The organism is Actinomadura sp. NPDC023710, from assembly GCF_040639875.1.
In the GTDB taxonomy this organism is placed as follows: Bacteria; Actinomycetota; Actinomycetes; order Streptosporangiales; family Streptosporangiaceae; genus Spirillospora; species Spirillospora citrea.
On the sequence record NZ_JBFAGB010000016.1, the window covers coordinates 36,693 to 61,298 of the forward strand.

The 24,606-nt window shown below is 72.4% G+C and carries 18 protein-coding genes; 9 read left to right on the plus strand and 9 right to left on the minus strand.

Features of this window, described 5'->3' with window-relative positions; translation table 11 throughout:
• Nucleotides 1–20 precede the first annotated feature (20 nt).
• The 4 genes from AB0H37_RS19900 to AB0H37_RS19915 all read right to left on the minus strand — a co-directional run bounded on the left by AB0H37_RS19900 (nucleotide 21) and on the right by AB0H37_RS19915 (nucleotide 3,786).
• Nucleotides 21–1,484, minus strand: a complete 1,464-nt coding sequence (locus AB0H37_RS19900; protein WP_360614246.1) for a hypothetical protein — start codon at nucleotides 1,482–1,484, stop codon at nucleotides 21–23.
• A 69-nt stretch (nucleotides 1,485–1,553) separates the two neighbouring features.
• Nucleotides 1,554–2,597 (minus strand): hypothetical protein, encoded by a 1,044-nt coding sequence (locus tag AB0H37_RS19905; RefSeq protein ID WP_360614248.1) that lies wholly within the window; start codon nucleotides 2,595–2,597, stop codon nucleotides 1,554–1,556.
• 53 nt (nucleotides 2,598–2,650) lie between these two features.
• Nucleotides 2,651–2,959, minus strand: a complete 309-nt coding sequence (locus AB0H37_RS19910) for a hypothetical protein (RefSeq protein ID WP_179837952.1) — start codon at nucleotides 2,957–2,959, stop codon at nucleotides 2,651–2,653.
• Nucleotides 2,960–3,213: 254 nt separating this feature from the next.
• Entirely contained in the window at nucleotides 3,214–3,786 is a 573-nt protein-coding gene (locus AB0H37_RS19915) for a DUF6668 family protein (RefSeq protein WP_360614437.1), read from the minus strand.
• 435 nt (nucleotides 3,787–4,221) lie between these two features.
• On the opposite strand from AB0H37_RS19915, the gene AB0H37_RS19920 reads away from it, so the two are divergent.
• The 4 genes from AB0H37_RS19920 to AB0H37_RS19935 all read left to right on the plus strand — a co-directional run bounded on the left by AB0H37_RS19920 (nucleotide 4,222) and on the right by AB0H37_RS19935 (nucleotide 10,536).
• Nucleotides 4,222–5,388, plus strand: coding sequence for an NlpC/P60 family protein (locus AB0H37_RS19920; protein ID WP_360614250.1), 1,167 nt, complete (start codon nucleotides 4,222–4,224; stop codon nucleotides 5,386–5,388).
• A complete protein-coding gene (locus AB0H37_RS19925) occupies nucleotides 5,385–5,990 on the plus strand; it encodes a hypothetical protein (protein ID WP_360614252.1) in 606 nt (201 codons plus the stop codon). Before AB0H37_RS19920 ends, AB0H37_RS19925 begins: the two co-directional genes overlap by 4 nt.
• A gap of 141 nt (nucleotides 5,991–6,131) precedes the next feature.
• Entirely contained in the window at nucleotides 6,132–7,949 is a 1,818-nt protein-coding gene (locus AB0H37_RS19930) for a TraM recognition domain-containing protein (protein WP_360614254.1), read from the plus strand.
• Nucleotides 7,950–8,169: 220 nt separating this feature from the next.
• The gene (locus AB0H37_RS19935) at nucleotides 8,170–10,536 is read left to right on the plus strand and encodes a hypothetical protein (RefSeq protein WP_360614256.1); all 2,367 of its coding nucleotides are present in this window, start codon (nucleotides 8,170–8,172) and stop codon (nucleotides 10,534–10,536) included.
• Here the strand turns inward: AB0H37_RS19935 and AB0H37_RS19940 are convergent.
• Genes AB0H37_RS19940 through AB0H37_RS19955 form a run of 4 tightly spaced genes read right to left on the minus strand, consistent with a single transcriptional unit; the run spans nucleotide 10,512 to nucleotide 16,810 of the window.
• Entirely contained in the window at nucleotides 10,512–12,737 is a 2,226-nt protein-coding gene (locus AB0H37_RS19940) for a transglutaminaseTgpA domain-containing protein (protein WP_360614258.1), read from the minus strand. The genes AB0H37_RS19935 and AB0H37_RS19940 overlap by 25 nt on opposite strands.
• The gene (locus AB0H37_RS19945) at nucleotides 12,722–13,864 is read right to left on the minus strand and encodes a DUF58 domain-containing protein (protein WP_360614259.1); all 1,143 of its coding nucleotides are present in this window, start codon (nucleotides 13,862–13,864) and stop codon (nucleotides 12,722–12,724) included. Before AB0H37_RS19945 ends, AB0H37_RS19940 begins: the two co-directional genes overlap by 16 nt.
• Nucleotides 13,865–13,867: 3 nt before the next feature.
• The gene (locus tag AB0H37_RS19950; RefSeq protein WP_329098048.1) at nucleotides 13,868–14,854 is read right to left on the minus strand and encodes an AAA family ATPase; all 987 of its coding nucleotides are present in this window, start codon (nucleotides 14,852–14,854) and stop codon (nucleotides 13,868–13,870) included.
• Between the two features lie 12 nt (nucleotides 14,855–14,866).
• Entirely contained in the window at nucleotides 14,867–16,810 is a 1,944-nt protein-coding gene (locus AB0H37_RS19955; protein WP_360614261.1) for a hypothetical protein, read from the minus strand.
• Between the two features lie 340 nt (nucleotides 16,811–17,150).
• On the opposite strand from AB0H37_RS19955, the gene AB0H37_RS19960 reads away from it, so the two are divergent.
• Complete coding sequence (locus AB0H37_RS19960; RefSeq protein WP_360614263.1) at nucleotides 17,151–17,579, plus strand: peptidase inhibitor family I36 protein; 429 nt, start codon at nucleotides 17,151–17,153, stop codon at nucleotides 17,577–17,579.
• A gap of 25 nt (nucleotides 17,580–17,604) precedes the next feature.
• Here AB0H37_RS19960 and AB0H37_RS19965 read toward each other — a convergent pair whose 3' ends face one another.
• Nucleotides 17,605–19,110 carry an MFS transporter gene (locus tag AB0H37_RS19965; protein WP_360614265.1) on the minus strand — a complete coding sequence of 502 codons (1,506 nt, stop codon included), beginning with the start codon at nucleotides 19,108–19,110 and terminating at the stop codon, nucleotides 17,605–17,607.
• Between the two features lie 158 nt (nucleotides 19,111–19,268).
• Between AB0H37_RS19965 and AB0H37_RS19970 the strand changes: the two genes are divergently transcribed.
• The 4 genes from AB0H37_RS19970 (at nucleotide 19,269) to AB0H37_RS19985 (ending at nucleotide 24,593) form a co-directional block, all read left to right on the plus strand.
• The gene (locus AB0H37_RS19970) at nucleotides 19,269–20,192 is read left to right on the plus strand and encodes a LysR family transcriptional regulator (protein WP_360614267.1); all 924 of its coding nucleotides are present in this window, start codon (nucleotides 19,269–19,271) and stop codon (nucleotides 20,190–20,192) included.
• A 443-nt stretch (nucleotides 20,193–20,635) separates the two neighbouring features.
• Entirely contained in the window at nucleotides 20,636–21,007 is a 372-nt protein-coding gene (locus tag AB0H37_RS19975) for a DurN family substrate-assisted peptide maturase (protein ID WP_360614269.1), read from the plus strand.
• A 24-nt stretch (nucleotides 21,008–21,031) separates the two neighbouring features.
• Nucleotides 21,032–21,271, plus strand: a complete 240-nt coding sequence (locus AB0H37_RS19980; protein ID WP_089310450.1) for a cinnamycin family lantibiotic — start codon at nucleotides 21,032–21,034, stop codon at nucleotides 21,269–21,271.
• Between the two features lie 127 nt (nucleotides 21,272–21,398).
• The gene (locus AB0H37_RS19985) at nucleotides 21,399–24,593 is read left to right on the plus strand and encodes a type 2 lanthipeptide synthetase LanM family protein (protein ID WP_360614271.1); all 3,195 of its coding nucleotides are present in this window, start codon (nucleotides 21,399–21,401) and stop codon (nucleotides 24,591–24,593) included.
• Nucleotides 24,594–24,606: the final 13 nt, after the last annotated feature.

Below are 24,606 nucleotides of genomic sequence, written 5' to 3' on the forward strand. Positions count from 1 at the left end.
CCCCCGCCTCATTCCTCGGCCTAAGCACTGCCACTTGGACCACCCGTGTTTCCGCTACTACCGCCTGGGCCACGGCCCCCGGAAGGAGGAGTGCGCCCGGTGCCTCCGCCTGACGAGGAGCCGGGCTCGGGGGGCCGGTAGGGGGGAACCTCGCTGCCGCTGCCCCCGATAGAGGAGAAGTCAGGCGCGGGAACCTCGTACGCGGGAACCTCATACGCGGGAACGCCGGAAGAAGGGTCGGCCCCCGAGGGGCCCTGCGATCCTCGGCCGTCGCCCGAACCGCTGTCCGTACCGCTGCCCGAACCACCGCTCGGTCCACCGGTCGGTCCGCCGGTCGGTCCGCCGCCCGGTCCACCGGCCGGTCCACCGCCTGGTCCACCGCCCGGTCCGCCGGTCGGTCCACCGCCCGGTCCGCCGCCCGGTCCGGTGGTCGGCCTGGGAGTCGGTGTGCCGCCGCCCGTGCCGCCGCCCGTGCCGCCGCCCGTGCCGCCGCCCGTGCCGCCGCCTCTACCACCCCAGCCCCATCCACCCCAACCTCCACCCGGTCGGGTGCTCCGCACGGGAGTCGACGCGCTGCCACTGCCGCCGCCCCCCATCAGACCCGTGAAGAGACCGGACGCCCGATTGCGCATGGTCATCGCGGTACCGCCGTACGTGAAGTGGCCGACCTGACGGATGCCGAAGAAGCTGAGGCCTTCCGTGGCCGCGGGCATCACGGCGCGCATGGTCGCCGGCAGAGCGAACACCGAGCCGGCGGCGAGGGCCAGGCCGAAAAGGCGGTCGGCCTCGTACTCGGACGCCATCAGCTTCAGGGCCCCGCCGTCGATCACCGCGATGACCGGCTTGACCGCGGTGAAGGCGACCAGCAGGCCGACGCACTGCCTGTAGGCGGCGTTTCCATAGGCGCTGAACCTGGCCGCGGCGAGGGTCGGGAGAATCCCGACCAGGATGATCAGGGCGCCGCTCCGGAAGAGCATCAGCACGAACTGGATCGCCGACGAGAGCGCCGCGGCGAGGGCGAAGAAGGCGAGAATGAACGACGTGTCGCCCTCGTCGCCCCCGAGTAGATCGAGGCCGTTCTTCCAGTTCTCTATCCAGGCGTCGTCCTTCGGCCCCATGCCCTCGATGATCCAGTGGGAGAACCTGTCCCCGGCGATGTTCGCCAGATTGACCAGCGTGGCAAGCGTCAGGATGATGACGGCCAGCTCGAAGAACTGGGTCATCGCCTGCCGGAAGGGTTCGCCCTTGCGTTGGATCGCGATCCGGAAGGCCGCGACGAGGAAACCGGCGAACGCCATCGCGGCGGTCAGCCAGTTGGTGTACTCGCGGAGCATGTAGAGCACTCCGCCTCTTTCCCCGCCCAGGTTCACGCTGTAGGCGCTGTCGCTCATCCACCAGGTGAGGAACGTCTGAAAACTCGACAGCGCCCAGTCCAGCAGTTTGTTGACGAGCCACGCCCATGCCTCGTTGAGGAGGTCATCCATCAGTGACCACCTGGACGGACGGAGCGGGAACCACGAAGTCGATCAACTCGCGCACGATGGGCTTTCTTCTCAGAAGGGATCGAGCAGAAGGCTGACGAAGGCGATGGCCAGTCCTGAGCCCGCCATGACGCATGCGACCATCACCCATCCCAGGCCGGCCGCATGCGCTCCGAACTCGCCCCGCTTGTGCTTGAGCCCCATATTGCCGCCGACGAGTATGAAGCCCAGGACGCAGGCCGCCAGGGCGGTCCAGAGCAACCAGCGGAGCATGGGCTCCACCGGTTCGGTGACCCCGCCCACTCCCTTCGCGTGGCCGCGCGGCAGCGACGCGTCGGGTCTGGCGTGGATATCCGGCTTTCTTCCGGTGGGAGGCTTGAGTACGGTCGTCTTCTTCTCAGAATGGTCTTCTTTGCACTGCTTCGGGAACATCCCGCTGCTGTGCTGCCACTGATCGCAGTACTCATCCACTCCCCCCACGCAGTCGATCTTCTCCTGATCGGTCTTCAGGTCCCAGCAGGAGTCGTTCTTCTTGTCTTCCTTCGGCCACTGGGCGCTGTTACTGGTGTTGCAGTAGCCGTCCGGGTCCGAATCGCTCCGGCGAAGGCAGACCTTGAACTGGTACTTCGAACCCGTGGTCCGCTTGTAGTCGGGAATCTCGATCTCGTCGCACTTGCCTTTTCCGGCCCCGCGCACGCTGGCCACCTCTTGCCCGTCGACGATGGCATAGCCGCGCGCGAGGTGACCGTCGTTGTTGTGGTCGCACACCCTGATCCGACCGGTCGCGGGGTCGAACTGGAGCTTGCCGCCAGGGTCGGTGTCGATGGTCTCGATGTCCTCCGTCTTGCCCCAGTCGACGGGTTCCGCCAGTGCCGCGAGGCCGACGCTCCCCACCCGGCCCGGCGCCCGAGCGGCCGGGAGGGCCTCGACCGCGAGCCGCGCCGGGCCGGCGGCGATTGGATCCACCGGTTGAGACCGTTCCAAAGCCTCCACTTCGCGCTGCCCGCTCAGGACGACCTCGGGCACGGGAGCGGGAAGAAGGCTGATCACGAGCAGGACGGCGCCCAGCGCGAGGAGCGCGGCGGACAGGACGGACCCGCGTCCTGGCGCGGGCACCCGGCTCCCGCGGCCCCTGACGCCCGCTGCGCGGTGATGTCGGGGCGCGGGCATCAACTGGCGAGATTCTTGACGATCACTCCCGCGCTCACGATGAGCAGGCAGCCGAATCCGACGATGAACATGCTCCCGATGTGATTGCCCCCCTCGCCCTTCCTGTGCTGGATCCCCATGCGGGCGCCGATGATGACGAAACCCGCGACACAGGCCAGCAGGCCGCCCCAGGCCGCCCAGCCGAGCAGCTTTTCGATCTTTTTTGCGAACGGCGGTGCCTCGCCCTGACCGGGATTCGGGATGTCCCTGGCAAGGGCTGCCGCATGGTCGAGCAGGTGGGCCGTCCACGTGATCGTCGCGTCGAGCATGCGCGTCCTCCGAGATGATGCGATCGAGGTCCTGACCGGCCATGCGCGGGCGGTAGGCGACTTGGCCGGAGCCCGCCGCCGCGCGTCGCGGCGCGCCGCCGCCCGCGTGATCGACAGGCCCCTTCCGAAAGGGGCGGACGCCGGTCAGGACTGGGCCGGCGAGGCACCTTCCGAGCACGGTTCTGTACTTGTACTGGACGGTCCTGAGGCCGAAGTGATCGTCAAGCGCCCGGAAGGCGGCAACTCTGGCACGATCACGCGGGAGCCAGGCCGCCCATGTCCCGGACCAGACGCGAGTAGGCGGGGGGAAGCCGCACCCGGTCCGGAGGTTCGCCGAGGCGGAAGGCCTCCACCCACGGCAGGTCCCAGAGGTGCGGCACGCCGCCGCCGATCAGGCGCAGAAGATCTGCCAGCGGTTTCGGACGCTTCCCGGGGGCGTCGGCCACCACCGCCAGGCCGAGCAGGTGCACGCTCGGGAGGACGCCCGCGGCCCACTGCGCCACGGCGGCCTGGGCGGCGCACAGCCCGGCGGCATGGCTCCTGGCGACCAGCAGCACCTGGGACTGCCCCGGGGGTGCGGGCGTCGGCCAGTAGCGTCCTGCGCTCACGCTGTTGGCTATGAGAGCGGCCAGCGTGGAGGCGCCGGCTCCCCCATGGCACGAGGAGAGCCAGAGTCCCGGGGCTCGGCCGTTGTAGGTGACCAGTCCGAGCGCGCTCCTCGGGACGGGTGCTTGTTCCGCTGGAATGACCGCCTGTGCGGCGTACCCCTCCCTCTGGGGCCGCCCCTGCTGAGCCGGATACGCCGGTGCGCCCGGCATGCCCGGCATGCCCGGCGGAGCCTCAAGGCCGATCCCCCCGCGCTGCAGGGCGTCGCTCTCTGTTGCCCGCACCACGGGTGCCCACCTCCAGAAAGTCACGAGCGGCTCTGCTCGCTCGCGCGGCACCGCGCCGGCACCGCGCAAGCGAAGATCAACGTACTCCTGGGACCGACCGTCCGCAGGGCGTCGGTCCCGTCAACCCGCTGCAACGGCTCCACGACACCCGCATCATCCGGGCCCGGACGCGCACGACCGCGGGAGGCACCTTGCATCACCGCGCGATGACCGCACGGTCTTGGTCGGCGGGCCCCGGGCAGGCGGGGCCTGCCCGAAGAGGACGCCGACGGTGGCGGCTCGGCGCTCCGCCGCCCGGCGGAAGGGGCGGGCAACGTCATCGCCGATCTGGGAAGGCCACATCATCAACTGTTCCGGAAATGATCTCCGATGGTGACTTTCGGCTTGGGGAAGTTCATCCTCAGGACAGGCTGCCTCGGGGTGGTCGCCATTCTGGTGCTCATGGTCGCGGTGATGTTCATAGCGATCCAGAACGTGGCCTCGCTCGGCATCACCAATGTGTGCGGACCGGCGAACCCCGACGGCCCCGAACTCCTGAGTCCGGCGCCCAAGCCGAGCCCGGGGACCGGGGGGCCGACCGTGGCCCCGGCGGCCTACGAACGTGGCCCGGACGGAGGGCCGCTCGGTTCCGGAGCCGTGCAGAACGTCGCCGCGGCGGCCAAGGCACCCGCGAACAGCATCCCCGAGAACTACGTCAAGCTCTACAAAGCCGCAGGACCGAAGTACGACATCCCCTGGTACGTGCTCGCCGGAATCGGAAAGGTGGAGACCGACCACGGCCGCTCCACTCTGCCGGGGGTCCACTCCGGGGCGAACTACGCCGGTGCGGGCGGTCCGATGCAGTTTCTGCAGAGCACCTTCAACGCCTACGCGGTCGACGGGGACAAGAACGGTCAGAAGGACCGCTACAACCCGGCAGACGCGATCTTCAGTGCCGCCAACTACCTGCACGCCAGCGGCGCACCGGCCCAGACCAGGAAGGCGATCTTCGCCTACAACCACTCCTGGGACTATGTGAACCTCGTGCTGTCGTGGGCCGAACGCTATGCGGGCGGCAAATTCGCCCTCGGCGGGGCCAACAATGCCGGAATGTCCTGCGCCTCGTTCGGCGGCGGCGCCCCGTCGGCGCTCGGCAAGAGCATCATCTCTCACGCCAAGCGCTGGTTGAAGACCCCCTACGTGTGGGGCGGCGGCAATATCAACGGCCCCACGGGCGGCGGTTTCGACTGCTCGGGCCTGACCTTGTACGCGGTGTACCAGGCGACCGGCGGGAAGATCCAACTGGCGCACTACACCGGAGACCAGCTCAGGGACTCCCGCGGCACCAAGGTGAGCCGCTCGAACCTCCAACCCGGTGATCTGGTCTTCTTCACCAAGCCTGGCGATGCCGACCCGCATCACGTCGGTATCTACGTCGGCGGGAACCAGATGCTCCATGCGCCGTACACGGGCACCGTCGTCAAGATCGGCCCTATGGACGAGAAGGAATTCAGCGGGGGAGTCCGATTCACCGCACCGAAGACGGTGAAGGCATGATGCCGAATTCTCGTCATGAACGACCGTCCGGGCGCCGCGGCCGGCCCGCCGTTCTGGCCGTCACCGCGCTGCTGCTCGCCTCGGGCTGCGGGCTGCCGCATCGGGAGAAGGCGGAGGGCGCCGCCACGTCCCCGCCCTCCGCCCTTCCTTCGACTCCTCCCGCCCCGACCGCGACTCCCCACGGCCTGCCCGACCCGAAGACCGTCGACCGGCACGACGCGACCGCGGTGTCGCGAGCCGCCGTCCAGGTGATGTGGACCGTCGACGCGTCGATCGACCGCGGCCAGGGCGACGCCTACCGGCGGGCCCGGCCCTACCTGACTCCGGAATACGCCGCGCGGTCGGACGCCCAACCGCTCGGAGCGGTGCCCTCGGTCTGGCGCGACCACCGCGCCTACGCCCGGGTCCGCTTGAAGCCCCAGACGCCCGAAGACGGCGCGCCCCCCGACAACGCCCGGACCTCCCACCGGCAATGGGAGGTCACCGTCACCCCCACCGGCCGGGACGGCTGGAAGGGAACGCCCACCCAAGCGATCGCCTTCGTCACCCTGACCCGCGACGCCGGGGACGCCTGGCAGGTCTCGGGGGTCACCACGGCATGACCCACGGCATGACCCACGGGCGATCCCCGCAGCACCGGCGCCCGCCACGGCCCCGGCCCGGAAGTGTCGTCCCCGCGCGCTCCACTTCCGCGACGTACGGCATATCCCGGCACACCGGGACATCACGATTGAGGAGGCTCTATGGCCGGTAACGACGATGACGACGTTTACGTGGTCTTCATAGGTATTGGCTTTGTGGGCGCGCTGCTGGGCGGGGCCAGCAGTTTCCTGACGTGGCTGGCGGGCCAGTTGTCCGGGGTCCTCTCGGGCGGCGGGTGGCCGGATTCCAGCCCGACAGACTGTTTGCGCATCACCTACAACCTCCTGCGCCATCCGAACGATCCGCGGAGTGCGTGGCCGCCCGCGGCCGCCGCCGCCCTCGGGTCCGCCCCCATCTTCTTCGCCCTGCTGGCCGTGATGCTCCTGGCGACGGCCCTGGGCGCCTACATCCTTATCCGGCTTCTGCTGAACTGGCGGCGGCACCGGACGTTCCGCCGGCTGCGCCTGGGGTTCGCCTCCGGCTGGGAGGTCCGCAAGCTGCTGAGTGCCCGGACCGTCCAGAGCAAGGCGGCGCAGGTCCGGCCGTCCACGCAGAGCCTTCCCTCGCGCTCGGTGAAACCCGAGCAGGTCGGGTTCTACATCGGGAGGGACATCAGGTCCCGGCGGAAGCTGTACGCGTCTCTGGAGGACACCGCGATCGTCGTCGCGGCGCCACGGCAGGGAAAGGACGTGCATTTCGTCACGCCGTTCACCATCGACGCGCCCGGCCCCTGCATCGTCACGTCCAGCCGGCGGGAGACGTTCATCAACACCGCCATGGTGCGGGCGCAGTTCGGAGAGGTGTACGTCTTCGACCCGTACAACTGGACCGGCTGGCCAAACCGGATGCGCTGGTCGCCGCTGCAGGGATGCGAGGACCCGAACGTGTGCGCGGTCCGGTCGGGGACGCTCGTCCAGTCGAGCGGTTTCGACATCGGGCATGAGGGGGGCAGCACGCTCAGCGGCATCGTCACCATCATCCGCTGCCTGCTGCACGCCGGCGCCATCGGCAGGCTCAACTTCCGCGAGGTGATGCGCTGGATCTACGAGGCCAACGGCGAGGAGGCACTGGAGATCCTGCGCCAGGGCGAGCGCGAGGGGCGGACCGCCCCCGGATATCCGGGGGCGCTGGAGTTCAGCATGCGGAACGAGAGCCTGTGGTCCGGAGTGATCCAGGTCATGTCGTGCTTCTCGCAGCCCGAGGTGCTGGACGACTGCACGCCGGACCCCGGAGAGGAGTTCGACTTCAAGAAGTTCCTCCAGGGCCGGAACACCCTGTACTTCGTCTCCAAGAAGCAGAGCGACTGGGGAGGCATCGCCCCCATCGTCACGACCATCATCGAGCAATACTTCCGTAGCGCGCGCGGCACGGCGATGAAGAATCCGACCGGTCGCCTCGACCCGCCGCTGACGATCGAGCTGAACCAGGTGGCCGACATCTGCCCCCTCGGCGGCCTGGCCACCTACATGGGCGAGTCCGGCGGCTACTCCATCAGCCTGCACGTCTACCTGACGTCGCTGGCGGAGGCTCGCAGAGTGTGGGGCTCGGACGGTGCGGCGTCCCTGTGGGACAACGCCACAGTCAAGATCATCTCGGGTGGTTCCGGCACGGCCAAGGACCTCTCCGACCTCTCCGACCTCGTGGGCAAGCACGACGGGAAGCAGATCCTCAGCCCCGAGGAGCTGCGGACCATGCCCTTCGGCCGTGCCGCCGTCGTCGCCGGCACCGCCCGTCCCGTCGAGATGTGGCTCACGCCCTGGTGGAAGCGCAAGGACCGGGACGCCATCGCGAGGGGCAAGGCGGCGGCGGAAGCGATGATCCACAAAATGCACGCCGGTCAGCCGGCCGACATCGCCTCGACCCACGACGCGCCCGTTACGGGCGACGATGACAGCGACGCATCGGCCATCGTCTGGTGACAGGGCCGATCGATCGGCGGATCGGGAGCGCGACCGGGTTGCGCAATGACGCCGCGCACGGACGACTAGAAGGGATGGGCACTACACTCGACGGGTCAGCGAGGAGGGTCTCTGTGCCGACGTCCGACCATCTCGGCCTGAACCTGGCCGCCGAGGATCGAGGCCGCGGGCACCCGCATCGGGTGGCCCGGTCGCGCCGGCTCGGCTAGGCGGGGCCGACGTGACGGTCACCCCACCGAACCTCATCGTTGCCGGGCACCCGGACCTCGCCCGGAGGCTGCGCGCCACCGGGCGTTTCCCGGCCGTGTTCGACGCCGCCTCCGCCAGCGGGCTCCGAGACCTGTCCAAGAGCGGCGAGGTCCGCGCCCCGGCGGCGTTCCTGTTCGCGCCGGACTTCGACGAGGACCTGCCCGAGGCCGGCGTCCCCTTCCTGGCCGACAGGCTGGCGGCGAGCGGCCACACCGTGATCGTCCACGGTTTCTTCACCGAGCGCGGCGACGTCTTCGCCCCGGCGGTGATCGCGACGGCCAAGCCGCTGACGCTGGCGGAGCTGCTGGAGCTGCTCGGCGCCGCCCAGCCCGAGCGGGCGTCGGCCCCCGCCGGGACGACGTTCACCTGGCCGTCCGACGGCCCCCCGCCCGAGCTGCGCGTCGCCGGGCCCCGCGCGGGCGACTCGTCGAGCCTGATACCCGGGTACGGCGGGCTGTCGATCGTCCATCGCGGCACGGGCTCGGTGACCTACCGCGCCGTGCACGAGGAGTCCGGCGCCGCGGTCGCCGTCAGGGTGCGGCTCGACGGTTCCGAGACCCCGGCGGAGGAACTGGCCGCCCTCGAACGCGCCTCCCGCAGCGATCACTTGGTGAGCGTGCTGGAGAGCGGCCGCGCCACCACCGGGCAGATGTACACGGCTTCGGAGTACTGCCCCGGCGGCGCCCACGCGCCGGAGCCCCTGCCGATCGGGGACGCGGTCGGCAGCGCGGTCTCGACGGGCCGGGCCCTGCAGGCGCTGCACGACGAGGGACTGGTCCACGGCGACGTCCGTCCCAGCCGGATCCTGCGCGGCGAGGCGGGACATCTGCTCACCGGTGCGGCCACCGCACGGGGGCTGGCCGCGCACGCCGCGCCGGGCGTCCTGGAGCCGGTCGCCCGGGAACGCATCGATCCCGGGTTCGCCGCTCCGGAGGCACTGCGGGGGCAGCCGCAGACCGTGCAGGCCGACGTGTACGGGCTCGCCGCCACCTTGTGGGGCCTGCTGGCCGGGCATGCCCCCTTCGCGGCCGACGGGGACCGTCCCTCGCACGACGCGGTGCCCCGGGTGCCGCGTGACGACGTGCCGGAATGGCTCGGGAACGCTCTCGAAAAGGCGCTGGCGAGCGAGCCCGCCGACCGTTACCCGACGGCGGCGGCGTTCACCGAGGCACTGGAGGAAGGGCTCCGCGCCGTTCCCTCGCAGGACGCTCAGCCGGACAGCGCGCCGTGGCCGCCGAGTGAGGAGGCGGCGCCGGAACCCGATCCGTCCCCGGTGGCCGTCCCTGAGCAGCAGGCGCCCTTCGCGGACGAGGAGGTGCACTTCGCGGAGCCGCAGGCCCCGGTCACCAGCCGGGAAGTGCCTGTCGCGGAGACGCAGGCGCCTTTCGCGGATCAGCAGGCGCCGTTCATGGAGCAGCAGGCGCCTTTCGCGGATCAGCAAGCACCGTTCGTGGATCAGCAGGTGCACTTCGCGGAACCGCAGGCGCCTTTCGCGAACCAGCAGGCCCCCTTCACGGAACCGCAGCCGCCTTTCACGGAACCGCACACGCTCTTCGCGAACCAGCAGCCGCCTTTCGCGGATCAGCGCACGTCCTACGCGCAACCGTCCTACGTGCATCCGCACACACCCTTCGCGGAATCGCAGGTCCCCTTCGCCGAACCGCTCACGACCTTCGCGAACCAGCAGGTCCCCTTCACGGAACCGCAGGCGCCCTTCACAGAACAGCCGGTGTCCTTCACAGAACAGCCGGTGCCGTTCCCGGAACAACCGGTGCCGTTCCCGGAACCGCAGCGGCCGTTCGCGCCGCAGCAGGCGGAGCCCGCGGGGTCGCGCCGACGCGGGATCGCGCTGATGGCCCTGGTGGCGCTCGTACTCGCCGCGGTCGTGTTCAGCGCGGTCTCCCTCCTGACGGGCTCAGGAACGACCGAGCGGCGTCGTGCGGACCCGCCTCCGGTGCCCGTCCCGACCTCGCCGGGGCCCGCCCCCACCTCGCCCGCTCCCGACTCGGGCACGCAGGCGCCCACGTCCAGCCCGACGGCGGTGCGGCCGGAGAACAGGTACAGCCCGAGCCAGGTCCAGATCGTCGACAGCCGGGTCTCGATCGAGATCAGCTGGCGGGACGCCACCGGGGGCAAGGCCGCGTACTACGTGGTCGGCGGCCCGACGGGGCGCACGCCGTCCACCATGGCCAACGTGCCGGCGGGAACGGCGAAGGCCGTGATCCTCGCCCTGAACCCGAGCGTGGAGTACTGCCTGACGGTCGTCGCCGTGCTGGACGTCGACCGGGTCGCCTACGCCAAGCCCGTCTGCACTCACCGCGGCAGGCGGGCGGGCTGAGCCGCCCACAGCGGCGCGCGCGGGTCCCACCACCAGAGCAGGCGGCGCGGAAGCGGCCGGGAGCGGCGCAACGCGACGGTCACGGAACGGACTTCCGCGACCGTGAACGCGGCGTCCTCCGGGGTGACCGAGCCCCCGTAGCGGACGGCGTTCACCAGCCCGCCCACCCGGCGCAGCCGTTCGGGGTCGGTGCGCGGCAGCTCCCGCGCGAGCCGCCCCGCCATCTCGACCGGAGTGGCGGACGCGGGAACGGGCAGGCCCGCGACGCGCGTCGCCACCAGCAGCTCGGTCCAGGCCGCCCGGATCCGGTCGGGCGCGGCGCCCCGGTGCAGCCGGCGGAACCGGATCGCGCCCAGCAGCGGGGTGCCGAGCAAGAAGGCCAGCAGGGCCAGCGCCGGGAGAACGAGCAGGATCTCCGCGCGCGAACCCGAACCCGTGCGCCCGCCGCCGCCCGCACCGCCCTGGTCACCGAGCCCTTGGGCGTCGGGACCGTCGGGCTGGTCGCCGCCTTCCTCGACCTGCTCCCCGGAACCGGTCTGGGGGGTCGCCTGCGAACGCTCCCGCGGGTTCGGGTCGTAGGGCACCCAGCCCAGGTCCCGGAAGTAGATCTCGCCCCAGGCCACCGCGTCGCCGGTACGGACCACGCGGTCGCGGCCGCCGCTTCCCGGCCCGAAGCCGACCGCCACCCGGCTCGGCAGCCCGGCGGCCCGCGCCAGCACCGCGAACGCGCTGGCGAACTGCTCCGACGTCGCGCCTCCGCCCCGGCGGCCCGGAGTGACCAGCAGTTTCGTGAGTTCGGCGTAGCCGTGACCGCCCGGGGCACCCGGCTTGAAGGTGTAGGAGGCGCGCAGGTACGCGGCGAGGCGGGAGGCGCGCTGGTGCGCGGTGCCGTCCCCGGCGGCCCTGCGGGCGATCTCCTCCAGCTTCGGCGGAGCACCGGGCGGCAACCGGAGGTAGCGCTGGTATCCCTCGCCGGAGGCGATCGTGGCTTCGGCCGTCTGCGATCCGCTCCACTCCGGGACGTCGCCCGTCACGGAGTACTTCCGCCCGGCCACCGGGCCGTCCGAGGACAGGAGACTGCCGGAGTCCTCGTCCTGCTGGACCGCGAGGCCGTCCACCCGGGACGGGATACCGGGAACCGGCACCCAGCCGCCGGGCAACGTGCCGACCGAGACGCGCATCCTGGTCCGCACCGTCTTCGGCGGCATGTCGACGGGAGGCAGCAGGCTCGCCCCGCTGGGAAGGTAGGTGTTGTCGGGCAGCCAGCTCGGCCCGGTGAACTCGGAGAGCACGGCCCACCGCAGTTCCGTCCTCGGTCCCGACACGCTCAGCAACGGCACATCGGGATCGGCGGACCACGCCGACAGGTAGGACAGGGGGTTGCGTTCTTCGGCCGGCGCCGCGGGGGGCCCGGCGGCCCGGCGGGGGTCCGCCGCCTTGACCGGCCAGTCCTCCAGCACGCCGGACCCGCCGACCACGGCGACGGCGCCGGGCAGGGCCACCGCGCAGGCCACCGCCGCCACCGCCGCGCCGATGCGCGGGCGCGGCCGTCGCCGTGCGGGCGTGGACCCCGCGTCCGCCGGGTCCCCCACGCGCACGGTGAACCCGGCGCTCGCGGTGTCCGGGCGGACCTGCGGCGCGGCGGCGAGCAGCACGGCGCCGCCCGCGGCGACCAGGGCGGCCGCCCAGTAGCCGGGCCCGGCCGCCTGCGGGTTGAGCGCCGTGGCCCCGCACAGGAGCAGCGCACCCGGCAGCAGCGCCGGCAGGACGCGGCCCTCGCGGCACAGCACCGTCGCGATCGCCGCGGCCAGCCAGACCGCCGCCACCGGGAAGGCCAGCAGGTCCACGGTCACGGGAGCCCGCGGCGAGGTCGTCAGGATGCGGGCGCCCGAGTGCAGCACCGCGTCCACGGCGGCCGGCACCGGGCCCTTGACCGGCCCGGGAGCCCAGGAGGCGAGGACGACCAGCCAGACCGCGGCCACGGGCAGGCCCGCCGAGATCGCGGCGGGTCCGAGCCCGCGCAGCATCCGGTACGCCACCGACGTCACCGCGACGGCGAGGGCCGCGGTGAGCGCCAACACGGTGAACGCGGGAAGGGGCCGGTCGTACCCGACCGCCAGCAGCGGCGCCGACGCGACGGCCGCCAGCGCGACGGCGGCGGACGACAGCGCGGTCCGGATCCGGGTCACTGCGCCCACCATCGGCTCTCGTTCCATCGCTCGGCGAAGCCGGCCGGATCGGCCGCGCGCAGGAGCCGGACCCCGGCGGGCGGCGCGAGGCCGCCGCCGCCGGTGTCGCCGGGGCCGATCAGGCCGACCAGCGAGACGGTGTGCCGCGCCGCGAGCGGCCGCATGGCCGCTGCGGTGTCCTCGTCCGCCGCGCTCGTGGACAGCAGCACGATCGCGCGTCCCGTCGGGGCGGAGCGCAGCCCCGCGCAGGCGGCCGGGAAGTCCGCGCCGGGCCGGGCCACCGCCTCGGCGAGCACGTCCAGGTGCGCGGTGACGCCCGCGGCGGCGGGAGAACGCACGCCGCCGGCCAGCCGCAACTCGATCGGGACGTCCGGCCCGGACCGCACGATCGACGCCGCGGCCTCCACGAGGAGGTCCAGTTCGTCCGGACCGTACCGGTCGTCGACCAGCACGGTCATGCCCGTGCCGGCGGAGTCGGCGTGCTCGCGGACCATCAGGCGCCCGCGGCGCGCCGACGTCCGCCAGTGGATCTGGCGGACGTCGTCGCCGGGCGCGTGCTCGCGCAGCCCCGCGAAGGCCCCCTCGGACGCCCGGACCGACGCCGACGATGTGTCCCGGCCCCCGCCGCCGGCCGCGGGCACGGGGACGAGGTGGTGGTGGCGCGGATGCACCAGCAGCCGCACCGGCACGTCGTCGGCCGCCCGGACGGCGCGTGCGAGCCCCAGCGGGTCGGTGCGGACCAGGCTGAGCGGCCCCGCCTCCACCACACCGCGCCGCTGGGGTGTCAGCTCGTACCGGATCCTGGCGTGGGCCGGGCCCAGAGGCAGGACGACCGGCGCCCCGACCCCGGTGACGCGCTCGGCGACGGTGGCCCGTCCGGTGCCCTTCCGCGCCGTGACGTCCAGGACGACGGTCACGGGTTCTCCGGCGCGGACCCGCGGCGCCGTGATCCGGCGGCCGACCCGGGTGGCCGGGAGGCGGCCGGCGAGGGCCATGGCCAGCGCGACGACCGGGAAGGCGAGCGCCCCCAGCGCGCCCGGCGCCAGGTAGCCCAGCCCGAGGCCCCCGCCGCACAGGACGGCTCCGGACACGAGCAGCGCCCAGCCACGGGCGGTGGGGCGGAGGGTGCCGCCGGCCACGGCCTAGCCGTTCCCCTGCGCGGCCGGGACGGGGACTTCGGCCAGGACGCCGTCCAGCAGCTCCGCTGTCTCCGCCGCGCCGGCGGCGCCCGAGAGCGGCACCAGCCGGTGCGCCCAGACCGGCCGCGCCAGGGCCTTGACGTCGTCCGGGGTGACATACCCCCGGCCGTCGGCCAGCGCGTAGATCCGCGCCGTCCGGCACAGCGCGATGGAGCCCCGCAGGGAGACGCCGGCCCGCAGGTGCGGATGCCGCCGGGTGCGCTGGGCCAGCCGCAGGACGTACTGGTGGACGGAATCGGCGACCGCGACCCGGTCGGCGGCCGCGCCGAGCCGCGCCATCTCCTCGCCGATCAGCACCGGGGCCAGGTCCTCGGGCTCGGCCAAGGCCGAGCCGCGCAGCAGCGACAGCTCGGCCTCCTCCCCCGGGTATCCCAGCGACAGCCGCATCAGGAAGCGGTCGAGCTGCGCCTCGGGCAGCGGGAACGTCCCCTCCAGGTCGATGGGGTTCTGCGTCGCCACCACGAGGAACGGACGCGGCACCGGGTGCGCCTGCCCGTCCACGGTGATCTGGCCTTCCTGCATCACCTCGAGCAGCGCCGACTGCGTCTTCGGCGAGGTCCGGTTGACCTCGTCCACGATGACGACGTTGGCGAACACCGGGCCCGGATGGAACTCGAACTCGCGGCTCCGCTCATTGAAGATCGTCACTCCGGTGACGTCGGACGGCAGCAGGTCGGGGGTGCACTGCACGCGGCCGACCTTCCCGCCGGTCACCGCCGCCAGGGCGCGCGCCATGGTCGTCTTGCCCATGCCGGGCAGGTCCTCCAGCAGGACGTGCCCGCCCGCGGCGAACGCGGTGAGGATCAGGCGCACCGTGGCGGGATCGCAGCGTGCCGCCGACTGGATGCCGGAGGCCATCCGCTCGAAGGCGGCGGCGGCCAGCAGCGCCTCCTCGTCAGGCAGCGCGGACGTCGCGGTCGTGGTGCTCACTCATTACCCTTCTTAGCCGCAGTTGGCCCAGCCGGCCGAGGCGCTGGCGCCGGACGCGCCGCCCGAGTACCGGACGCAGTCGCCCGGCGCCTGGACGAAGACCGGTCCGGCGTAGTACTTGAACGTGCCGTTGTCTGAGGCGACCTTGCCGCCCGTCTGGCTCTGGAGGCGGACCCAGACGTTGGTGCCCTTGCCGATGTCCGCGGTCTTCATCGTGACCGCGCAGTTCTTCTTGGTGGTGGCGCTGTAGAGCTGGTAGATCCGCCCGCCCGTGAACGACGACGACCGCTGGACCTTGTAGTTGCCGCCCGCGGTCGCGTTGCAGACCTGCGCCGGCGTGTACGGGTTGCTGGTCTGAGTGGGCTTGGGCTTCGGCTTGGTCGGGGTGGGCTTGGGCGTGGTCGGCTTCGGCGTGGTCGGCCTGGGCGTGGTCGGCCTGGGCGTCGTCGGCCTGGGCGTCGTCGGCCTGGGCGTCGTCGGCCTAGGCGTGGAGGGCCTGGGCGTCGTCGGCCTGGGCGTGGTCGGCCTGGGCGCCGTCGGCCGGCTCGTGGGCGACGCGGTTCTGGTGGGCGACTTCGTCGTGGGGGCCGTCGTGGGCGTCCGTGAGGGCGGCCGAGGCGACTGGGTGCGCGAGCCGGGCGTCGCCGGAGGCCGAGGCGCTTCCGTACGGCCGGCCGGAGGGGGCGATCCGGGTCTGCTGGACGGTGGCGTCTCGGGGGTCTCGGGAGAGGGCCTCGGGTCGAGCGGGTACGGGAAGACCGGATCGCCGGGCGGTGCCGGTACCGGAGGCGGGCTGCTCGCCCCGCCGCCCGGCTTGTCCGGGCGCTCACCGCCCCGCCCCGGCCCGCCCGGGTACTTGCCGACCTTGCGGGCCACCCCGTCACCGCCGACGACCAGGGCGTCCGTGCTGCCCGGCGCGTTGACGAACAGGTTGCCCTCGCGGACCTGGAGCTCCATGTCTCCGCGCCCCGCCGGCATCGTCAGCATGCCGGTCTGCCGCCCCGCCGGCTCGAAGACCCGGACCTGCCCGGTCTCCCGCACGGGCAGGTACACCTTGCCGGCGAACGGCACGGCGGGCTCCTGGACGGGATCGGTCAGGGGGAACGACCGGACCGGGCCGCCCTTGCGCACGTCGCCCAGCGTGACCACCGAGCCCGCGCCGGGGACCGTGACCGCGGCCAGCGCGCCGTGGGTGCGCGCCGGCACCATCGCGCCGGCGAGCGACACCGGGGCCGTGACCCGGCGGGTCTCCCCGCCCGTCGCGACCACCAGCTCGCGCCCGCCGCGGTCGACCACGAGCGCGCCCTCGTCCAGTACGGTCATCGTCAGATCGTGGTCGGGCGGGGCGGCCTCGGCCGTACGGACGACGGTGGGGCCCTGGGCGGTGACCTTCACGGCGATGACGGTGCCCTGCCGGGGCACGGCCACCCACAGCTGGCCGGCGTCGTCGAACTCGCCGCCGACCAGCGGTCCGGGCAGTTGCAGGACCGGGCCCACAGGACGCAGCGTGGCCGGGTCCAGCGCGCGCACCGCGCCGGACGTGCGCTCGACCAGCGCGGCTCCGTCGGCGCCCATCGCCAGGTGCGGATCACCTCGGGTGCCGATGTCCAGCCGTCCCGAGAAGCCCAGGCCGTTCAGGTCGAGCGACGACACGCGACCGGTGTCCAGGTCGTGGATGAGCAGGAACTTGTCGTTCTGGGTGACCTGCACCCGGTGGCCGCGGGCGTCCCTCACCTCGCGGCGCTGCTCCACCCGTCCGCTGTCGGGGTTGACCCGGTCCACCTCGCCCGCCGTCCGGCTCCACAGCCAGGCGCTGCCGTCGGTGGCCGCGACGGCGAGACCGACCCGCCCCCCGCCGAGCAGCGTGGCCAGCAGCAAGACGGTGACCAGCGCGGCCGCGGCCCACCAGCCGCCTCGCGCGCGAACCATCTCGGCGCCCTTCTTCCGCGACTTCACGGCCGCTCCTTCATCCCATGGCCTCGCGGTGCGGGCTCGCCCCGCTCATGTCGACGGCCATCAGGGCAGGTCTTCTTCCCAGGTCAACGATGCTTGTCGAACCGGCCGGCGGACGGCCGGGTCTCGACGGCGCCGGCGATGCCGCCGAACAGGGCACCGCGGCACCACGCTACAGATCACCGTCCGGAGTCCGGGCGATCTTGCAACCACCGGAACCGTCGCGCGGAGGAGGCGGCCGCGTTCAGCGGCTGGAAGCCCCAGCGCGGGCGGGGTTACACTGCGAACCGACTACAGAAAGTAATCACCTCGATACAAAGAGAGCACGGGAGGCAGATCGCAGATGCCGTCGATCCGAACGACCCCGGCCGTCCTGGTCCTGGCCGCCGGGACCGCGCTCGTCCAGGCCCCGTCCATCGCCTCGGCGAGCACGCCCAGCGCCCCGAACACCGCGTCGCCGGCTGCCCTTCGCTCCTGGGCCGACTGCCCCCAGGGCCGGATGTGCATCTGGCGCCTCCCCAACGCCCACGGCTCGCGGGGCTCCTATGCCAAGGTCGCACGCGACCTCAGTGAACTCGGCGGCGGCCTCAACGACCACGCCCTGTCCTTCTGGAACCGCACCGGCAAGACCTGGTGCATGTACTCCGACGCCCGTTTCAAAGGCGAAGGCCGCAAGTACCCCCGCGAACCGCTGGTGGGCGCCGAGGGCAACACCGGCCAGTTCGGCTACAAGGTCAGCTCGCTCCGGCCCGCCTTCCTCGGCCGCTGCTGACAGGCGCTACTCGTCCCGCCCAGAGCTAGCAGTTCGAGGGCGGTTCCACCATCGGCGTGGTGAGAGCGCAGTGCCGATGGCGGGCCGACCGGGCGGGCGCGTCGGGGCGGCCGATCCCGTACCAGGACGCGGCGGCGCCGAGGAGGAAGAGCCCGGCGCACGCGACCATGCCCACGGTGAACCCGCGGCCGAGGGCCCGCGGACTGTGGGCGGCGTCCTCGGGCAGGTTCGCCAGCAGCGGCAGCGCGGCGATGACCAGGAGGCCCGCGGCGCGGGCGACCGCGTTGTTGACCGCGCCGGCGATGCCGGCGCGGCTGTCGGGGACGGCGGACAGCACCGCGATGCTGACGGGAGTGGTGATCGCCGAGATGCCCAGGCCGGCGGCGACGACGGCCGGCAGGACGTCGGGCAGGTAGGAGGCGTCCGGGCCGATGCGCACCGCCAGCAACGCCGCGGCCGTGCAGACGACCGCGCCGACGGTGAGCGGCGCCCGCGGGCCGAAACGGGTGACGAGGGTGCCCGCGTGGGGTGACAGCACGAGCACGACGACGGTGATCGGCAGCAACGCCAGCCCGGCGGCGAGCGGGGAGTAGCCGCTGGTGATCTGCAGTTGGATCGGCACGAGGAAGAACATCCCGGCCACCGCGCCGTAGATGCAGAACGAAGCCGCGTTCGCCGCACTGAACCGCCGGTGCGACAACAGGGCCGGCGGCAGCATCGGCGCCTCGGCGCGCCGCTCGACCAGCACGAAAGCGATCATTGCGAGAACGCCGAGCACGGCAGCGGCCGCGGGAAGGAGCCCGCCGCCCGAGGTGTCGGTGAGGCCGTAGGTCACGCCGGCGAGGCCGATCGCCGCCAGCGCGGCACCGGCCACGTCCAGACGGCCGCGCACCGCCCCCTCGTCCCGGGTCTCGGGTACGTGGCGGCTCACCGCCGCCGCCACCGCGACGGCGACCGGGACGTTGATCCAGAACACCCACCGCCAGCCCGCCGCATCGACCACGGCGCCGCCGAGCAGCGGCCCGGCCGCCCCGGCCATCCCGCTCATGCCCGACCATGCGCCGACCGCCCGCGCCCGGTCATCGCGGTGGAAGGCCGCCTGGACGAGTGCCAGCGACCCGGGAACGAGCAGCGCACCGCCGACGCCCTGCAGCGCCCGCGCGGCGATCAGCCAGCCGATGGTCGGGGCCAGGCCGCCCAGCAGCGAGGCGAGCGCGAACAGACCGAGGCCGGCCAGGTAGACCCGCCGCCGCCCGTAGCGGTCCCCGAGCGCGCCGCCGAAGAGGACCAGACCGGACAACGCCAGCGCGAACGCGTTCACCGTCCACTGCATGCCGGCCATGCCGGTACCCAGGTCGCGCGCGATCGCGGGCAGCGCGACGTTGAGCACCGTCGTCTCCAGCAGCACCAGCCCCGCCCCGAGCGCGGTCGCCGCGATCGCCCACCGGCCGGAAGGCTGCGACAGCCGCAACTCACCCCCGATATCGACCGTTCTCCCACCCGTCATGTCCGATGTGCCGGTGGCCGTCATCCGGATCCCTTCGCGCCGCGCCGGCCATCGACTCGTCCACGCCGGCATGGGGTTTCCACGAGCGTGATCGATGGCGGGTTCGACCATCAACACCGATATATGCAACGATCGATGTCGTCACCGCATGGATCGTGGCCGACTCTGCCCGGAGGCATCGATTGACGGACCTGCGGCAGATAGAAGTGTTCTTGGCGCTGGCCGAGGAGCTGCATTTCGGCCATACCGCCGACCGGCTCCATCTCACCCAGCCGCAGGTGAGCCGGGCCGTCGCCGCCCTGGAAAGCCATCTGGGCGGCCGATTGTTCGAACGCACCAGCCGCCAGGTCCGCCTCACGCCTTTGGGCCGCCGATTTCGCCATGAGGCCGAGCCCGCTTACCGTCTTCTGACGGAGGCCCTGCAGAATGCCCGCGCCCGAGCCCGCGACACGGCGCAGCCGCTCCGCATTGGTTTCTTTCTCTCCGTTGGCGGGGAGCCGCTCAGCCGCCTGGTCCGCGCGCATGAGGCCCGCCACCCCGGAATCCAGATATCCCTGACGAACGTCCCGTACGTCGATCCCTATGAACCGCTCCGCCGCGACGAGGTCGACGTCCTGATCTCCTATCTCATCGTCGACCCTCTCGAAGAACCCGACCTGACCACGGGCCCGGCGATCCATCACACCGCCCGGGTCCTGGTCGTCGCGGCCGGCGACCCACTGGCGGGCAGGCCGTCGCTGTCGATCGAAGACCTCGCGGGCCGCAGGACGGTGGCACGACCGCCCCGGCTCCCCCGCGCTCTCTTCGACCACTTCGTGCCGCCCGCGACCCCCTTGGGCGAACCGATCCACCGCACCTACGACCTCGGTGAAGGCGACGCCTACGGCGCGGCGGTGGCCGCGGCCGCGCGGGGCCACATCGTCCACCTGAGCGCCGACATCTTCACCCCCCTCCTGGCCCACCGCCACGACCTCGACCTCATCGCCATCCGCGATCTGCCCGATATCCCGATCGGCCTCATCTGGGTCACCGCCCGCCAGAACGCCGCCATCAGCGCCCTCGCCGACACCGCCGCGAGCCTCTCCGCGGCCACTCCGCGCGACTGATCCGGAAGGGCCGCGCGGGGACGCGCGCCGTGATGACACATCAGGGGGCAGTCGCGCTGACGGTCGCCCCCATCGCTCCGGAGGCGGCGGACTTTCCTCCATTCCGCCGATCGGGTGTGCGCGCCGCCGGTGGACCTCCCCGATGGACGAGGTACCGGGATGCGGAAGGGTGCCCGGGGGGAACTGAAAGCTGGCCGTGGCGGTCAGGTGGGGTACTCGCATAGCGGGCGAGAAGGCTTCAATCGGTCGTCGAATTGCTTCGTTCTCCCGATATCGACGGGTCGGTGCGCCGGCTTTCTTCCATTGACCGGCCCGGCGCTCCTTGTTATGGTCACTCTGCGTGAAAGATTGCGTACGCAGAGTTTCCTGATGTCCGTCCCGCGGGCTGCCGAATCGCGACGAAGAATGGCGCGCCGGCGGCCGGGAGCGCAAGGAGGTGAGCCGTGAGGTCTGGCCCGAAGCCACCCAGCGACCTGACGAAGCACAAGGGCATCGAGACCGTCCGCCAGATCCAGTTCCTGATGGTCCTGTGCTCGGTGCTGCCGCCGGACGGAAAGGCGCGCGAGATGCTCAGGCTCGCGCTCGACGTCCGCAACGAGGAGTTCCCGGACGGTGTCGAGCCGATTCACGATCTCCACCCGCAGGCCACCAAGACCTGGCTCGAGTTCTTCTGGACTCGGGTCGGCATTTCCCCCGAGGAAAGGGAGTTGATCGACTGGCAGAACGACAAGCCGAGCATGGACATCGCCGTCGAAGAGCTCCAGGAGGCCGAGCGCAGACTCGGCATCAGGCTGGCGCCTCGAACGGTCGAGTGAACAGCAACGAACCAGGAGGAAGAAATGTCACCCAGCACGATCCTGCGGCACGCCGCCGCCGACGCCGACGTCCGCACGGAGCTGCTCGCCGGAGCGGGACGGTTCGGTGTGCCCGCCGCCGCCGTCCCCGCCGCCGTCGCGCAGCCCGACACCGCCTCGCTGGGCTACTGGACCGAGGGCGTCGCCGCCGTGGACGCCTACGCCTGCGCGTCCACGTGCAGCTCGGGGCCGTTCACCTTCGCGTGCGACGGCAGCACCAAGTAGCGCCTCCGCGTTAGCGCCCGGCCTCGCGCCGGGCGCGCGGAAACACCGATGGGCCGAAGCCATCGGCCCATCACCTCCGACCTTCCCCGACAGGCGAGACTGTCCCACAGGCGAGGAGCCCGCCCGCGTGAAGCCGACCTTTCCCGTGGACCTCGCGGCCCGGGCCGCGAACCTGTCCGAGCGGATCCAGATCGTGTCCGCCCTCGGCCCGCCGTCCGGCGCGGAGCCGCTGGAGGCCTTCGACGCCTGGAGGATCGACCGGCTGGCCGCCAAGCTGGCCGCCAAGTTCGGCGCGGAGACCAGCCCCCGGTCGGAGCGGCACACGGAAGAGTCGCTGCGCGAGACCCTGCGGGCCTATCGCGCGCACGAGCTCGGCCTCACCGACCCCGAAGGCCGTCTGGGCCGGATGCTGGCGGACCTCCACCGAGGCTGGCTGCCGGTCTACCGGGAGACGCTGGACGGGTTCGACCCCGGCGACGAGGCGTTCGCGGCGGCGGACTGGCGTTCGGACGAGGTCTACCACGGCCGGCTCGCCACCGCCTGCGAGCCCTTCCTGGTGGAGCTCGGCCGCCGGCTGACCACCGCGATCGACGGCGGCGGGCCCGCGGTCCGCGTCGACTCCCGGCTGGTGGCCGACTTCCAGGCCTACCTGCTCGACCGGTTCGAGCTGGCGCTGGCCTGGGCGGTGGAGACCGACGCGAAGGTGCACTGCCGGCTGCACGGGATCGACCCGGCGAGCGCGACCCACGACGACTACCTCGCCTACCTCGACAAGACGTTCGCCGACACCGACGCCTATCACCGCTTCTACCTGGAGTTCCCCCTGCTCGGCCGCTGGCTCGCCCAGACGACCGGGCAGCTGGCCGAGCACGGCGCCCAGATGGTCGGCAGGCTCCGCGACGACGCCGCCGAGCTGTCCGCGTCGTTCTTCGGGCGGCCCGTCGCGGCGGTGCGCACCGCGCGGCTCGGCCGTTCCGACCACCACGCCGGGGGCCGCAGCGTCGCGATCGTCGAGGTCGAGCTCGCGGACGGCGCACAGGAGTCCGTGGTCTACAAGCCCCGCGGCCTGGAGGGCGAGGCCGGGTTCCAGGGGCTGCTGGCGCGGCTGCGCGACGACGGCGTCCTCGACTATGCCGAGCGGGCCGTGCTCCGGAGGGACGGCTACGGCTTCGAGGCGCTGATCCCGCCGGGACGCAACCGGGTCGCCACCCGGGAGGAGGCCGAGCGCGTCTACGCCGAACTCGGCGGCTACCTGGCGATCTTCTATGTGCTGGGCGGCGGCGACCTGCACTTCGAGAACGTCCTCATCGCGGACGGCCACGCCTTCATCTGCGACTGCGAGACGGTGCTCGGAGCCCTGCCCAAGGGGTGGCCGCGCCCGTCGGGGACGCTGATGGACTCGGTCTTCAGGACCGGACTGATCGAGTGGCCGAGGAGCGGCGCGGCGCCCGAGGGCGAGATGCGGATCAGCGGGTACACCGGCGGCGGCGGTTACGAGATGCCGATGCCGGTGCCGCAGGTCGACCGCCTGCAGTCCTTCGCGTCGTCCGTCAGCTACCGCGAAGGAGTGCGGGTCGACCCGGGGGCCGCCAACCGGATCTTCGTCGGCGAGGAGCTGACGCACGCCGAGGAGTTCGTCGACGCCATCGGGACCGGTTTCGACCGGGTCTACGAGTGGTTCCGGCGGCGGCCCGACGAGGCGATCGCCTGCGTCCGCGAGCTGTTCTCCGGCTCGGGCGTCCGCTTCGTCAACTGGAGCACCCAGGTCTACTCGCAGCTGCTCGCGGCGGCCCTGCACCCGCGGTGCCTGCTGGAGCCGCTGGAGGCCGACCTGCTGATCGAGACCGTCCGCACCTTCCCGCGCAAGTGGGACCAGGACGCGGCCCTTCCCGACTGGGAGGTCGCGTCGATGTGGCGCCGGGACGTCCCGCTGTTCAGCGTCGAGGCGGGCGACACCGCGCTCGTCCACGACCACGTGTCCCGGGTCGGGGCGGATCTGGAGACGAGCCCGCTCGACCACGCCGCGTCCCGGATCAGGGGCCTCTCCACGCGGAACCGCGCGCAGCAGCGCCAGTACATCGCCGCCGGGCTGTCCGGCGGCGACGTCACGAGCGCCGACTTCGCCGAGACGTGCGTCGAGCGCGCGGCCGCGCTCGGGGAGCAGCTCTGCGCGATGCTCCGCGCACCGGACGCGCCCGCCCCCTGGACGTCCTTCGTGATCACCCCCGACGGGCGGAACGAGGTCGACATCGAAGGCGACCTCTACAACGGCTCGGGCGGCATCGCCCTGTTCCTGGCCTACCTCGACGCCCTCGACCCGCGTCCCGAGTTCCGTGCGGCGGCTCGGCGGGCGCTGGACCACGCCGTCGCCACCTGGGAACGGCAGCGCATCGGGGCCTTCACGGGGCTCGGCGGCATGATCTACGTCCTCACGCACCTGTACCGCCTCTGGGGCGAGCGCGCCCTGCTCGACCGCGCCCTCGAACTGGGCGACGAGCTGGCCGGACGCATCGACGGCGACCGCCACCTGGACGTCTTCCACGGCGCCGCCGGGCTCATCCCGGTGATGATCGGCCTGGCCGGCGTCGCGGACGGACGGGGCCTGGAGCAGGCGCACCACTGCGCCGCGCATCTGCTGTGCCGCGCGGAGGCCGAGGGCGACGCCCTGTCCTGGCCCGGCTCCGACCTCGGTGCCTCCGGAGCCAACCTGACCGGGCTGTCCCACGGCGCCGGCGGCGTCGGCTGGGCACTGATCACGCTGGGCCGGCTCACCGACCGCGCCGAGTACGTCTCGGCCGGACGGCGGGCCTTCGCCTACGAGGCCCTCCACTTCGACCAGAGCGCGCAGGACTGGTACGACCTGCGCGAGTTCCCCGGCGGGATGCTCTGGGAGGGACGCCACTACGCCAATGCCTGGTGCAACGGCGCGGCGGGCATCGGGCTGAGCCGCATCCAGAGCTGGGCGGCGCTCGGCAAGGACGACGACGCGGTCCTGACCGAGGCCAGGAGCGCGCTGACGGCGACGATGCGCAACTTCCCGCGCCTGATGAACGACTCGCTGTGCCATGGCCGGTCCGGCAACGCCGAACTGTTCCTGCGGTTCGCGCTGCTGGCGGACGAGCCCGCGTTCCGCCTGGAGGCCAACGTCCAGGTGCAGGCGCAGTGGCGCAACCTGGAGGACGCTCCGCCCGCGTCCGCCACCGGGTTCTTCCCCGGGCTGATGCTCGGCATGTCCGGCTTCGGAATGCACTTCCTGCGGCTGGCCCATCCGGAGCGGGTCCCCTCGGCGCTCCTCCTGGACCCTCCGCCCGCGTCGATCTGAGGAGTGATCTCCC

Excerpts from the sequence above, each read along its gene's own strand:
- AB0H37_RS19940 (WP_360614258.1), bottom strand. The coding sequence starts at position 12,737 with ATGGTGGGCGCAGTGACCCGGATCCGGACCGCGCTGTCGTCCGCCGCC.
- AB0H37_RS19980 (WP_089310450.1), top strand. The coding sequence starts at position 21,032 with ATGTCACCCAGCACGATCCTGCGGCACGCCGCCGCCGACGCCGACGTC.
- AB0H37_RS19915 (WP_360614437.1), bottom strand. The coding sequence starts at position 3,786 with ATGCCGGGCATGCCGGGCGCACCGGCGTATCCGGCTCAGCAGGGGCGG.
- AB0H37_RS19965 (WP_360614265.1), bottom strand. The coding sequence starts at position 19,110 with ATGACGGCCACCGGCACATCGGACATGACGGGTGGGAGAACGGTCGAT.
- AB0H37_RS19925 (WP_360614252.1), top strand. The coding sequence starts at position 5,385 with ATGATGCCGAATTCTCGTCATGAACGACCGTCCGGGCGCCGCGGCCGG.
- AB0H37_RS19910 (WP_179837952.1), bottom strand. The coding sequence starts at position 2,959 with ATGCTCGACGCGACGATCACGTGGACGGCCCACCTGCTCGACCATGCG.
- AB0H37_RS19920 (WP_360614250.1), top strand. The coding sequence starts at position 4,222 with ATGGTGACTTTCGGCTTGGGGAAGTTCATCCTCAGGACAGGCTGCCTC.
- AB0H37_RS19930 (WP_360614254.1), top strand. The coding sequence starts at position 6,132 with ATGGCCGGTAACGACGATGACGACGTTTACGTGGTCTTCATAGGTATT.
- AB0H37_RS19960 (WP_360614263.1), top strand. The coding sequence starts at position 17,151 with ATGCCGTCGATCCGAACGACCCCGGCCGTCCTGGTCCTGGCCGCCGGG.
- AB0H37_RS19900 (WP_360614246.1), bottom strand. The coding sequence starts at position 1,484 with ATGGATGACCTCCTCAACGAGGCATGGGCGTGGCTCGTCAACAAACTG.